The sequence below is a fragment of the Pseudomonas sp. FBCC-B545 genome (genome assembly GCF_059134095.1).
Map to the genome: position 1 here is coordinate 6,058,876 of NZ_CP101441.1, position 14,171 is coordinate 6,073,046.

Annotated in this window: 5 protein-coding genes; all 5 read right to left on the minus strand. The window is 61.3% G+C overall.

Translation table 11 applies throughout. The annotated features are described in order from the left end of the window. Window positions 1-2: 2 nt before the first annotated feature. Window positions 3-8,108, minus strand: coding sequence for a two-partner secretion domain-containing protein (locus NMB39_RS27885; RefSeq protein WP_494339781.1), 8,106 nt, complete (start codon window positions 8,106-8,108; stop codon window positions 3-5). A gap of 31 nt (window positions 8,109-8,139) precedes the next feature. Then, the gene (locus NMB39_RS27890) at window positions 8,140-9,858 is read right to left on the minus strand and encodes a ShlB/FhaC/HecB family hemolysin secretion/activation protein (protein ID WP_494339780.1); all 1,719 of its coding nucleotides are present in this window, start codon (window positions 9,856-9,858) and stop codon (window positions 8,140-8,142) included. Between the two features lie 469 nt (window positions 9,859-10,327). Beyond that, on the minus strand, window positions 10,328-10,810 hold the full coding sequence (gene pgaD / locus NMB39_RS27895) for a poly-beta-1,6-N-acetyl-D-glucosamine biosynthesis protein PgaD (protein WP_043049161.1): 483 nt from the start codon (window positions 10,808-10,810) through the stop codon (window positions 10,328-10,330). A gap of 2 nt (window positions 10,811-10,812) precedes the next feature. Beyond that, window positions 10,813-12,153 carry a poly-beta-1,6-N-acetyl-D-glucosamine synthase gene (gene pgaC, locus NMB39_RS27900; RefSeq protein WP_494339779.1) on the minus strand — a complete coding sequence of 447 codons (1,341 nt, stop codon included), beginning with the start codon at window positions 12,151-12,153 and terminating at the stop codon, window positions 10,813-10,815. A 3-nt stretch (window positions 12,154-12,156) separates the two neighbouring features. Continuing rightward, window positions 12,157-14,160 carry a poly-beta-1,6-N-acetyl-D-glucosamine N-deacetylase PgaB gene (pgaB, locus tag NMB39_RS27905; protein ID WP_494339778.1) on the minus strand — a complete coding sequence of 668 codons (2,004 nt, stop codon included), beginning with the start codon at window positions 14,158-14,160 and terminating at the stop codon, window positions 12,157-12,159. Window positions 14,161-14,171: the final 11 nt, after the last annotated feature.

Sequence of the window (14,171 nt, forward strand, 5' to 3'; positions counted from 1 at the left end):
GGTTAATGCACCTTTATCTTAATACCCGCTTCGGACAGCGCTTTTTCTAGTGCCGCTGCGGGTCCAACACGGCCTGTAACGGGACTTTTGAAGAAGTTCCATGTTACCCCATTGACCAAGCCGCGTCTCAATAACTCAGCGTCCTTAGCAACTTGCAACGCTGTATTTGCATCAAGCGATGTGTATCCGACCTTAGATTCATGAGCAATGCTACCTGGAGCTAGTTGATCAACAACACGAGCGCCCTGTGTTGTTTGGAAGGTTACCTGAGATTGGCCCCCTAGAGGTTTCAATGCTTCCTCTCCAATTCTTCCCGTTGCTCCAATTTCTAGCGACGGATTGGGTGAAACGATTCGCGTTGAGCTCTCTGCTGTAAGCGTGTAGTAGTTGCCGTTGCCACCCAGATAGATCTGATTGCCGCTGCTATCAAGCGTTCCGGTGGCTTTGTAAATTCCTCCACCGGGGCCTGTCACCACGCCGTCTGCCCCCTGCGTGTACCCTTTGGGAACACTGAAGCTCGCATCATTTGCAGCAGGCTTGCCGGTGCCTACAACTTTCGTATCTCCGAACACCAAGCCTGAAGAAGGTCCTTTTGTATCTTTCAAATATTTTATTGCTTTCTCAAGCTGGACCAATCCAGCGGGATCGACCTCTCCCGGCAACCGGGACCTAGGCTCAACCTTACCACCACCAGTTGCACCTCCACTTAACAAAGCTAGCCGATCCATTGACGGCCCCCAGTCGGCAATCTGTTTCGCCAGATGCCCTGCCACGAGGACAGAACGACTAATGAGTTCGGTTTTATACCCTTCACATACCGTAGTTTGGCAATCAATCGACATCAATTCATCAAGCGCAACAATTACGCCCGGGAGTTTATCTTTTGCCAACATGGAGCTGGTGATACTGAGCGCATTCTCCGTATTATAAATACTCTCTTCATTATAGCGTTCATTATTCCATCTGTTTTCCTGGCATATTCCATTTTTTCCACAGCCTTTCATATCTGACGCAAAAGACTTCACATCCGAATGTTCAAGATAGTTATAAACTGTACCTTGCTGTGCTACCCACCCAGCAACCTCCTGATCCTTGGCATCGCCACCTAACCCTGCTGCCGCTGTCATTCCTATTAGTTGCGAGGTCATCGCTAGCACGCGGTCATGTGCCTCGCCAGGAAACATTTCAGCGCCGAATGTCTGTATTAGTGCTTTGTTCGCACCTGCCGCGATGGCACCCGCTGTAAAATCTCCTCCAGCGGCTTCTGCTATCAACCCACCAACTATCGCATGTACAGCAACTTTTGTACTTAGGCCCGTACCGCTTAACTCTGTGCCCACATGTTCATAAATCACTCCAGAAAGAACGCTGGCTGTCAGATCGATTGCTGCTTGACCAACATTTTTTGTAAAACTGCCGCCGCTCGTGACTGTCCTCAAGGCAGAATTAACAGCAAGTTGCCGCCCTAAATCTGAAGCTGTAAGGCTACCCGTAACGCCCGCGAATTTAGCAATTGCGCCGCTCAGCCCCGCAATTGCGTACCCTTTAATACTATCTCCAGAGGTAACATCTTTGGCAATGTCTGAAATATTACCCCGATTATTTATAGTGCTTGTCGCACCTTTTACTGCCACGGCGGTGACAACAGAGTTAGCAGCAAGTCCGGTTGTGGTCGTGGAAGCGGCGCCCACAAGGCCAGCCCCCGCTCCCCAAGTGAAATATGTAACGATGATTGCAATAACTAACGCAGCGCCTCCGCCGAGGCCGGAGTTGTCGTACTTGAAGCTATCGTGAACCTCCTGAACCCTGCGCCAGTCTACGTCCCCACGTTTCTCAGCCTCTTTCAGCCAAGCCAACTGCGGATCTGCCTTCACCATTGCATCAATGGCCTGACTAACCGTTTGCTGATCAACATGCGTGACGTCAATCTTCAAGCCATCTACGGCTTTAATAACCACTTGTCCCTGCGCAATCAGCTGGCTCTGGCGCAACGTTTCGTCAGTATTTCCTTTGCCTTTGGCGCTGGTCCAAACCAGGCTGTTCTTGCTTTTTTCATGGCTTTCTTGATGTAGATCCTTGACCGCCTCAAAGGTAATCGCGCCACCGCTATCCAAAGTGATGTCCCGGCCGCTCTGAAGCTTGGCAAGTTGATAGGTCTGGTCGCCTCCACTTTTGAGTACCAGATCACCACCAGTCTTGATCTCAGTCCCCACATTTGTAACGTGGGTCACCTCATCACGCTTGGTCTTCTTCGCGCCCCAGCCCCCCTTCTCCTTCATGTCGTAAAGGCTGTAGGTGCTGTTCTGCGCCGCCAGCAGGTTCAACTTATCCCCGCTATACAGATAAGCCTCATTCCCCGCACTGATCCTGCTCGCCACGATCGTGGTGTCACGCCCCGCCTGGCTGACAAAATCCCCACCCGCCGTCAGCACGCTTGCCACTTGGGTGGTCTGGTCGTCCGAGGTCTTGATGCGTTTTTTGCCGTGCTTTTCCTTGCCCTCGACGTTGTGCATGTCGCTGACCGAGGCGACGTTGAGGTCGCGGCCGGCGGCGATGTTGAGGTCTTTGCCGGCGGTGGCGGTGCTGCCGATGATGTTGACGTCTTGCCCGGCCTGCATGTTGAGGTTGCCGCCCGCCATGACGCTGGCGGCGAGGTTTTTGACGTCGGTGGTGATGCTGGATTTCTCGCCGCCGTCGCGGGTCTCGTGTTTGACGCTGGTGTCGCTGGCGGCGATGAGGTTGAGGTCGCGGCCAGCGGTTAAGTTAGCGTCGTTGCCAGCAGTGAGTGCGCCTCGGTTGGTGAGGTCGCGGCCGGCGTCGATGGCGAGGTTTTCGCGGGCGACGATGGTGCCGGCGCTGGTGTCGGTGAGGGTGCGCATGCCGACGCCGTCACGCACCTGGATGGCGGTGGTGTCGTTGGTGATGTCGCCTTTAAGCGCTGTGAGGCTGACTTGCTTGCCGCGAATTTCTCCCGCCATGGCGTTGCGGATGCTGTCCTGGGCCAGCAGGTTGAGGTTGTTGCCAGCTTCGACCAAGCCGCCAGTGTAGATACTGCCGCTGCTGATGGCGGAGAGGTTGTTGCTGGCGCGCAGGGTGCCGACGTTGATCAGGTCGCCCCCGGTGACCAGGTTGAGGTCGCGGCCCTGGATGAGGCTGTTGCCGCGCACGTTGCGCGAGTCGGCCTGGGCCAGGTAGAGCACCGGCACGAGCACGGTCTGGCCGTCGATGACGCGGTTTTCCATCCACACGATGTCGTGGGTCAGGGCGCCGACTTGCTGGTCGGTGAGCGCCACGCCCAGGCTCAGGCGCAGGGCGTCTTTGCTGGCGAGGCCGTTGTCCATCAGGTAGCGGAATTGGTCGGCGTCGCTGTACAGGCCGCCGGCGAGGAAGCGTTGGCCGGTTTGCGCGAGTACAGCATCGCGGATCAGGCGGGTTTCGTACTGGCCGTCACCGAGGCGGCGCCAGGCGTCGTCGGAGGTGTAGCCGAGCTTGCCGAGCATGTAGTCGGAGCTGAGGAAGCCGGATACGGAGGCGAACTCGGGGTTGGTCTCGATCAGGTAGTGGCTGGTGGGGTCGGCGCTCTTGACGAACAGGCCGTACTCGCCCTTGGGCAACTGGAAGGTGGGCGAGGTGGTGGGATCGACCGGGGCGAAGGCGGTGCCGGTGTAGTCCACGGGCACGAAGCCGCCGCCGGGGGCCACGCCCACGACGGGCAACACGCTGCCTGGCGCCTGGGCGCTCGGGTCGTTGGCGTGTTTGCTCAGGTTGATGTTGATGCCGCCGACGGGGATGCCGGTCTGGTCGTCGCCGAGGGTGCCGGTCAACTGCGCCAGGGTGTTGTTGTGCAGCGTGCCGTTTTGCAGGGTGCGGGCGACGTTGAGGTTGACCGTGCCGCCCGCTTGCAGGGTGGCGTCGTAGCCGGGGCCGCCGTTGTTGGTCCAGGTGGTGACGTCACTTGCGTAGGCGAAAGGCCGGCTATTGGGTGAGCGGCTTTTCAGTTCTTCGAAGCGCGCCTTGTCGAAATTGCCAGCCGCCGTGGCCGCATTGAACGCGGGCACGTCGACATATCGCATGCGTTCGAACAGATCGTCGGGAACGTGCCCTGGCGTGCTGATGACAAGCTTGCGCTGGCCCGTGCGCGTGGCCGCGCCCTGGTTGAGCAGGTCACCGGCGGTGATGCTCAGGTCGCCATTGGCGGCCATCAGGCTGTAGCGGTTCTGCACATTGTCGCCTTGCAGCAGCATGTTTTTGCCAGCCACCAGGCGCGCCGCGACCGAATCCTTGGTCGCCGCCTCAAGGTACGTCTCGTAGATGGTGATCTCGCCACGTTCCCAGTTGTCGCTCTCGTCGCAATGCTGGCCACAGACCCAATACAGGCTGCCGGTGGTCAGCGTTTGCCCGAGTTCGAATTCGTCTTTGGCGTTTTCGATGAAGCCTGCATTGATGCCGATGGAGCCTTCGCTTTCCACGGTGCCGGAACGGTTGCTGAACAGCACGGCGCGCCCGCCATCGCGGGCGGCGAAGCTCAAGTTGCCTTTGCTGTAGACGTCGCCATAGCTGTTGCTGAAGCCATTGCTGCGCAAGGTCATGTCGCCGCCGCTGAACAGCAGCGTATCGGCAGCATTGGTAATGCCGTTGACCGCCGTGAGGTTCACCGCGCCCTGGGCACCGAGGGTGCCACGGTTGTTGATTTGCGCGGCGGCGATGTCCAGTTGCTGGCGGGCGGTGAGGAAGCCGAGGTTGTCCAGGGTGCCGCCCAGGGTCAGGCGGGCATTGGTGGCCGCCAGGCGACCGCCGTTCTGGCTGAGGTTGTTGGCGGCGACGATGAGTGTTTGCAAGGCCGATACACGGCCGCTGTTGGTCAGGTCACCGGTGGTGATGCTGATGTCACCGTCGCTGAGCAGTTCGCCGCCGTTGTCCAGGCTGGCCACGTTGAGGACCAAGCCCTTGCCGCTGGCCATGCGGTCGCCGGCCTTGAGGGTCAGCCCTTGGTCGCTCTTGTAGGTAAGGACTTCGTTGAGCTGCACGCGGCCCAGGCCGTCGACCTTGCCGAACGCCCAGTCGGCGGTGCCCATGCCCTGGATGTCGCCCTGGCTGCCGGAGAGGCTGGCGGTGTTGACGCGGAAAAGGCCGGTGCCGGCGTGCTGGATCTGGCCGGCCTGGTTGTTGAGGCTGACGGCGTCGAGGCTGAAGGCCTGGCTGCCGAATTCAAGGGTGCCGTTCTGGTTGTTCAGCGCGCCGCTGAGGTTGAGGCTGCTGGTGGCGCCACCGAGGGCGCGCAGTTGGCCGCTTGCGCTGTTATCCAGGCTGCCGCCGTTGAGGCTCAGGCCCTGGTTGGCTTCGATCAGGCCGCCCTGGTTGGTGAGGGTGGCGCGTGAGGTCAGGTTGAGCTGGTTGCCGCTGATCTGGCCGCCCTCACTGTTGTCGAGGCTGGCGCCGCTGACGGTCACTTGTTCTTTGCCGAACAGTTTGCCGCCACGGTTGGCGAGGGCTTCGACGGTCAGTTGCAGGTTGCCGACCAGGCTTGCCATCAGGCCGCCGCTGCCGTTGTTCACGCTGTCAGCGGTGACGGTCAGGCTGTCGCCTTGCACCGTGCCGCCCTGGTTATCCAAGCTGGTGGTGTGCAATTCGGTGAGGGCGCCGCCGCTGAGGATCAGGCCCTTGCGGTTGCTCACATCCTGGCCGCTGTAGTTCAAGCCCCCGTCGCCGGCCAGCAGTTGGCCGTCGTCGTTGTTATTCAGGTGCTGGGCGGTGATGTCCAGGCGCTTGCCGCGCAAGGTGCCGCCGTTGTTGTTGAGGGTGGTGAGTTGCTTGACCAATACACTGCTTTCGCCCGCGTCGATCTGGCCGCCGACGTTGGTCAGCAGGTCGCTGACGTTGAGCACCACGTCGCCGCCATCGCTGACCAGCGCGCCTTTGTTGCTGTTGTTGAAGCTTTTCGCCGTCACATCGACGGTTTGGCCGAGCAGGATGCCAGCGCTGTTGTCGAAACGTTCGCCGCGCAGTTGCAGCAGGCCTTCGCTCTGAATGCGGCCCTGGGCATTGAGCAACTGGCCCGGGCCTTTGAGCAGCAGGCTTACGCCCTGGGCGCCACCGGCCAGCAGGCCGGCGTTGCGGTTGTCGAGGCCGGAGGCGCGCACGTCGAGTTGGTCACCCAATACGCGCCCGGCGCGGTTGTCGATATCGCCGCCAGCCACGTCGAGCAGCAGTTGTTTGCCGACGATCACGCCGTTCCGGTTATCCAGGTTCGCGGCGTGCAGTTCGATATTGCCCTGCCCGGCCTGTAAGCGGCCCTGGGCGTTGTTGAGCTGTTGCGCGGCGGTGAGGGTCAGCTTGCCGGTGTCGGCGCTCAGTACGCCGCCTGCATTGCTGCTGAGGGTGCCGGCACTGACGTTGAGGTCGGTGCTGGCCTGGGCGAAACCCTGGGCATTGTTGAAGCCATTGGTGACGGCGAGGTTGAGCGCGCCGCCGTCGGCCTGGATCAGGCCCTTGAGGCTGTTGTCGAGGTCGCTGGCATTGACGGTGGCGGTCTTGGCCACCAGCACGCCGTTCTGGTTATTGAGCTTGCCGGCGTTGACCGTCAGGTCGTTGGCGATGACTTGGCCGCCGCTGTTGTTCAGGTCGGCACTGGTCAGCACCAGGCTGCCACCGGCCATTTCGATACGGCCCTGGCGGTTGTCCAGAGAGGCGCTGTTGAGCGTGGCGGCCTGGCCTTCACCGAAGCGAATCAGGCCGCCAAGGTTGACGATGGCCGGCGAGCTGATCGCCAGGGTTTGTTCGCCGAACAAGCGTGCGCTGGCGCCCTGGTTGGTCAGTTTGGCGCTGCTGACCTCGACGGTCTTGGCCTGGATGATCGCACCCTGGTTGGTCAGCGCCTGTGCGGCGGTGATCGCCAGTGCGCGGCTGGCCAGCAGGTTGCCGCTGGTGTTGACGGTCTGCGCATTCACCACCAGGTCGCCGGTGGTGTTGCGGCTGTTGTCGGGGGCAACGCCGGCTTCGATGATGCCAGCGTTAGTCAGCGTGGCCGCGTTGAGTTCGATGCGTTGGCCGGCGGCCACGCTTTTCTGGTTGACCAAGGCTTGGGCGCTGGTGACCTGCACGTTGCCGTTCGCGTAGACCTTGTCGGTGAGGTCGACGTTCTGTGCGGTGACCTTGACGTTACCGGTGGCCACCGTTTGCGCCATGCTCAAGCGCCCATTGGCATCGAGCTGGATGTCGCCGCCACTGGCCGCCAGGGTGCCGTCGAGCTTCACGCCCACACCTGCTTCGGTGCCCACCAGTTTGATCGCGCCGGCATACATGCCGCCCAGGGCCGAGGAGTCAATCGCCAGCTCAGGCTTGGCGCTGCCGTCGTCGGCGCGGGCCGTGGCCTTCAGGGTTTGCGCATCGACGTCGTTACGGCCGGCGATCACGTTGAGTTCGCGGGCGTTGATCTGTGCGTTGATCTTGGCCGAGCGGGTGATGATGTCGAAGCGTTCGACGTTGCTGGCGTTCAAGCCCTCGCCGTCGATGGTCACGGCGCCGCCATCGACCTGGTAGCGCTGCAGTTGGCCGTTCTGGTCGATCACCGGTTTGCCGGTGGTCAAGGTGACGTTGGGGGTGTTGATAAAGCCGCAGCCGCTGCAGGTGATGCCGTAGGGGTTGGCGACGATGACCTTGGCCGACTGCCCCGCCACTTCGGTATAGCCGCGCAACTGGCTGCGGCTACCGCCGTTGACTTCGTTAAGAATGACGCTGGCCGTGCCGCCCTTGAGGTTGGGGTTGCCGACTATGTAGCCGCCCAACTGGGTGTTGACCATCGCGCCGTTGGCGTTGTTGAGGATCACGCCATTGGGGCCGACGTTGTAGTCCTTGAACTGGTTATGGGACAAGCCCGCGCCGTTGGGCGTGGCGATGTTCACCACGGGCACGCCATTGCCCGCCGCACCCACGGTGGTGCCCGGCGCACTGACCACGATGCCTTCGGCCTGGGCCAGCAGCGGCTGCCAGAACAGCGCATTGGCCAGGATCAGCACCAGCCCGCGCTTAGGCAGGCCGAAGAACGAGTTGCGCGGCTTCAGGGCAGCAGAAGGTTGGCGGGCCAGGAAGGCAAATTGGCGAACATCCATTGTCAGTTTCTCGTTGCAGCGGGGCGTTGAATTACAGGAAGAAATCCATGCGGAAGTAGATCGGCGCTTCGCGCTCGGTGACTACACCGGGTCTTTCCAGCGAGTGGGCAAAGGTCACGCTGGTGCTGACGTTTTTGCCGCGGGCGAACAGCTCCAGGGAGTTGCTGGACACCCGGCCATGCACGTTGTCGTTGTAACGGTCGTTGCGGATCACGCCCTGGTCATAGCCGACGCTGGCGCCGTATTCGAAGAAGGCCGGGCGCATCCAGTCGAGGGTCACCGGGCGCGCCCAGCGCACTTCGTTGCGCCAGTAGCCGCCGCTGTCGCCGGTCAACAGTTGGTCCTTGAAGCCGCGCACCGACGCCGAGCCGCCGAGGCTCATGCGTTGGGGCGAGAACAGCGGGTCTTCGCTGCGTTGCCCGGTGGCCAGGCTGCTGAAGCTGAAAGACTCGCCCCACAGGCTGAAGGGTTGCAGGTAGCTGACGGTGGCGGTGTATTTGCGGTAGCGCGAATTGGGCTGGCGCCGGCCAATGGGGTCACGCTCTTCCTGAGACTGGGCGTCGAACAAGCCGATACCGTTCTGCATGCCGAGGTCGAGGTTGACGAAGGCACTGCCGATACGCCGACCGTGGTTGATGCCCAGTTGCAGTTCACTGAGGCGGTTGCTGCTGGGCGCGGTGCGCACATCGAGGACGTAGTTGTTGGTGCGCAAGTGCGCCAGGCCGACGTTGACCGAGGTCTTGCTCACGTCATCACGGTGGATTACCCGCTCGGCGCGCAGTTGGTGGTTCTGGTTGTCGCCGTCCTGCTTATATTTGTAGTCGTCGGTCCTGCCGTAGGTGCGGTAGTCGCTTTCGCTGTAGGTGTAGCTGAAGTTCCACCAGCCCCACGGCACGTTGTAGTAGAGCATGGTGTTTTTCGAGGTTTTCTGGTGGTCGCTGATGGCATCGTGGCCGCCGCGCAACATCAGTTGGTCACCCAGGCCCAGCGGGCTGTCCCACTCAAGGCCGGCGCCCCATTGCTGTTCGCCGGTGCTTTTCTGGCCGTCGTTATTGCGCGACAGGCTGGCGCGCCAGGGTTTCTGCGCGGTGTTCTTGACCACCACGTCGCTGCCGCCGACTTGCTTGCCGGGGGTGAGTTCCATCTGCGCCTGTTTGGACGGCAGGCGGTTGAGCTGGTCCACCAGTTGCTCGATCTCGCGCAGGTTCAACGCCTCGCCGACCTTGCCGGGAAAAGCCATGGCCAGTTCGCGCTCGGTCACTGTGCTGCCTTCGGCGCTGCGCAGGGCTTCGAGCTTGCCTTCGACCACCAGCACTTGCAGGTGGCCGCTGGAGAGGTCTTGTTGCGGCAGGTAGGCACGGCTGGTGACGCGGCCTTTGCCGAGGTAGTAGTCGGTGATGGCCTTGAGCAGTTCGTTGAGCTGGGACACCCCCAGGCACTGGCCGATATAAGGCTTGAGCAGGCGCTCGCGGTCGGAGGCCGGCAGGCTGTCGGCGCCTTTGAGCTCAATGTCTTTGATCGGGAAGCAGCGAGTGTCGGCAGGCGTTGCCGGGGCTTGGGGCTTGTCCGCTTTACCGGGCAGGTCCTGGAGTTCCTGGAGGCGCCGCTGTTGCTCTTCGAGCAGGCGGTTTTGCCGGTCGCGGATCAGGTCCTGGTCACCAGGCGTGGGGGCGGCGAATGCGCTGTTCAGGCTCAGGCAAGTGAGCAAGGCGCATACAAGAAACCGAGTCCGTGGCAATAGTGAGGACATGTTCGATCCATCGAAAATCAAGGGCCGGCAAACTAACATCGAACTTCCCGCTAGCCTAGAAACGGGCAAAGTTGGGTCTTTCGATGGGTTAGTCTTTTAACCTATTGATTATTAATAATAAATTTTCATCAAAAGAGTCTTGGCCGGGCACACGGAGTGATTATTCCGACAAGTGGCGACTATTTTGATGGCGATTCGACGAATGAATTTTTGATTGCCATTATTTAGCCATCAAGCTGCGTCGAGATAGGTTAGTACCGAGGAAGGGAGAAAAGTTCGCGAGGGTTTTGTGAATTGGATCCCATTTATCGGAATTCCAGGGAGGGAGGCTGAACCACTGCAATTAATGGGCTGGAAATCTTACATGTGGGAGGGGGCTTGCTCCCGATCGCGGTGTGTCAGTCATATATAGGGTGACTGACACTCTGCTATCGGGAGCAAGCCTCCTCCCACATTGGGTACTCCTAGGTCAGCCAATGCCCTTGTCTTTGTCAGTGCCGGGCACCAGGGCCAGGCCGGGGCGTTCGACGTCGCGAGAGACGTGGGACTTCACGTCTTCCACACCGCCCTCCTCGTTATTGTGGATCACCAGCACGCCGGGTTTGCGAAACTGCTCCAGGTGACCATCGCCCAGATTGAAGCTTTCACTCAGGTGCTTGTCGCTCAGGGCGTTGGCCTCGGCGCGACGCTGGGCAAACTGGCGGCCGCGGCGCTGTTGATAGCGCGCCCAGCCGATCAGGATCAAGGCATTGAACAAGGCGATCCACAGGTAGATCTGCAAGGTGTTGAGCGCGGCAAAGATCGGCGCTTCGATGCGTGGGCCGCCATGGGTCTCGAGCATGGCGCCGATGCCACGTGCCAGCAGCCAGACCAGCCCGCCCCAGGCCAGCAAGGTCAGCAACACATCGATGATCCACATCACAGGGCTTTGGCGAGTTCTGACCAGTTTCATGCTCACGCCTCCTCTCGGGCAGGTTTGATACCGCGATCCGGGCTGACCCAGCGTGCGCGCTTCTGATGCTGGTTGAACAACACCTTGGGAAAGCTCACCAGCGTGGTGAACAGGCTCACCAGCCAGAACACCATCGGGTACCACACGGTCCAGAACAGGGTTTTCCACAGGTCTTTTTCGTAGCGCCGGTCGATCAGGATACTCACCGCAAACTGCAGCAGGCACACCATCGCCAACACCAGGCCGGTGAACGCGGGCGGCACCAGGGAGTCGACGGTAATGGCCGCCGGCAGGGTGACGAATTTACCCATGGCCCAGAAGACCACCGAGAGCAGGAAGGTGAACGCCCAACCGGTGGACAGGCAGTATTCGAACAGCAGCGGCCACAGGTAGCGATGGCGCCATTGCCAGATGCCACGGATGTTCTTGAACAATACTTCTGCGCCGCCCTGGGCCCAGCGCAGCCGCTGCTTCCACAGGCCGCCGACGGTCTCGGGCATGAGGATCCAGCACAGTGCACGCGGCTCGTAGAAGATCGACCAGTGATCCAGTTGCAGCTTCCAACTGACATCGATGTCTTCGGTGATCATGTCGGTGCTCCAGTAGTCGATGCGGTCCAGCGCCTTCTTGCGAAACGCCACCACCACTCCCGAGACCGTGAAGATTCGCCCGAACACCCGCTGGGTACGCTTGATCAAGCCGATGATCGAGGAGAACTCACCCACCTGCACCCGGCCGATCAAGGTCGAGCGGGTACGGATACGTGGGTTGCCGGTGACGGCGCCCAGGCGCGGGTTCTCGAGCATCGGCGCGACCATGTAGGCCGCCGCGTTTTTGTCGAGCAAGGCATCGCCATCGATGCACACCAGGTATTCGCTGCGCGCAGCCACGGCACCCATGCGCAGGGCCACGGCCTTGCCCTGGTTCTGCGCCAGGTGCAGCACGCGCAGGCGCGGGTGTTGCAGCGCCAGGGCGTCAAGCACTGCAGCAGTGTTGTCGCTGGAGCCATCGTTGACGGCGATCACTTCGATATTCGGGTACACCTGGGCCAATGCGGCCGCCATGGTGTCGGCGACGTTATCGCCCTCGTTGTAGCAAGGAATGATGATCGAGATCAGCGGCTCGCCGGCCAGGATCGGCGCAGGCGTGTCTGCTTCCCACGGCCAATGGCGCTCCCAGTGCAGCCAGAAGTACAAGCCGCCGGCAATCCACAGCGCCGACATGAACAGCGGGTAGAAGAACACGAAGTCCATCAGGAACTGCCCGGTCACCAGGAAGATCAGGCCCAGGGGCAAGCCCAACACCAGTGCCAACACGAATATAGCCAGGATTCTGTCGATCATGATCTAAGGATTCCACTGGTTGGAAAGAGCCGGACGTATGGTCTTCAAGTCCGGGGAGTTCTCCAGGAAGTTGTCCGGGTAGTAGCCGAAACTGGTGACGCCCTGGCGTTTGAGTACACCCATCCATTGCGCCAATTGCGTAGCGCTGATATCCGGCGCGGCCTTGGTGCGCCAGTCTTTGGCTTGCAGCTCGAAGATGGTTTTATCCAGGGCGCCGGGGCGCGCCTTGACCGTGGCTACCAGTTTTTCCAGCCAGGCATTGGAGTCTTTGAGCGACTGGCCTTCCATTAGCGGCATGGCCATGGGCGCCGTCCAGTCATAGGTCTGGAGGAAGTCATCAAGGTTCTGCGCGAACCAGGCTTCACTGCCAGGGTTGAGCATCGGCTCGGCGAAGATATTGCGCGCAGTGAGTATCTGCGGGCCGCGAATAGCACGGACTTTGACGGTCAACTCGTTGGTGAAGTCGATCAGGTAGCGGCTCTTGAAGCGCGTCCAACGTTGCATCAGCGCAGGGTCGGCACGCAGCGCGGCGATGTTGTCCGGCAGGCCCTGTGCGGCGTAGGCCTTGAGTGCGGCGGGGCTGGCGTCTTCAAAGTCGCTGAGCAGCGCATCGTCGTGGTAGAGCACGCCGTCGATGGCACTGTTGCTGGTGCGCGCCAGGTCTTCATAGATCTCGCCAATCATCTGGCGCACTTTTGGGTCGAAGGGTGACAGGCGCTGGTATTGATCCGGATCGGTGCCGACCTTGCCGGTTTGCGGGTCCCAACGGGTGACGCGTGACAGCTTGGAATCGAGGGCGAAACTGAGCACCGGCATCCATGCAAACACGCTGGCGTGGGCACGGGTATGCAGCTGCCAGGAGACACGGTTGAACAGGTCGGCACGCATCGGCAGGTGGCGGTTCGGGAAGTACAGCGAATGCACCAGGCCATCGCCCTTGGGGTCGGCGTAGGCTTGCAGGAACACGGTGACAGCGCCCATATCCACCACGCGCTGCACCAGTACGTCGAGATTGTGCGCCTGCTGGACCGGGTCGGGGTCATAGACATGATCCAGGTCCACGTGCAGCACGCGCAGCGGCGCCTTGGCCTGCACCGCGACCATGCTGCTGGCGAAGTGTTCGCCATCCGGGTCGGAGGCCACCAGGAAGCGCGGGCTGTTCATCAGCTTGTTCGAATCATCCAGGCCGTCGTCGAGGGTCAGCGCCATCTCATAGCCGTGTTCACCCACCACGGCCAGGGTGGTGCCGTCGGCCGCGCCGTAAGGCCACACCCACACCCGCGGCGACTTGCCGGTGACGGTACGGATCTTGTTGGAGATCGCCGCGACGTCCGTGCGCATCCGTGCCTGGAACTGTGCTTCGGTTTCGTAGCGACGGGTTGCCGGGTCATAGCGACGCGTGGTGGCGGCCGGCTCGAGGTTGCCCTGGGGGTTGGCGAGGATGCCTTTGTGATTGGCGTCAGTATGGGCGGCGATTTCCACCAGGCCCGACTGGGACACTTCGCGGATCTGCTGCCAGGTCAGGAAGTCGCCCCGCGCCCGTGGTGTACCGGCGAAGTCCACCGGCTGGTTCAGCGGCGTATCGATCCAACTGCCCACAGGCGCCAGCACGGCCGGCCAGTTGTAGGCCCGCAGGATCGGCATCACGCGGGTGTAGAAGCTGGAATAGCCGTCATCGAAGCTGAGCATCACGGCCTTGGGTGGCAGCGTCGGCCCGCCCCGGCGCGCAGCGAGCACTTGGTCGACGCTGACCGCCTGGTAACCGTTCTCCCGCAGCCAGGCCAGTTGCTCGATCAAACGTTCGGTACGCACCGCCACCACGGCCTGGTCGGGGTCGTTGTCCGAGACGTCGTGGTAGGCAATGCCCAGGAAATGGTTCTTCGGCCACGGCGCTTCGCTGGCCAGTATCGGCCGCTCGGCAGGTGGAACGAATGGCGCGGGTTGCTGGGCGCAGGCGGCGGCCAGCATTACACCCAGGACCAGAAAGCAACGGCTGAGGAGGGTCATGGTCAGGCTCT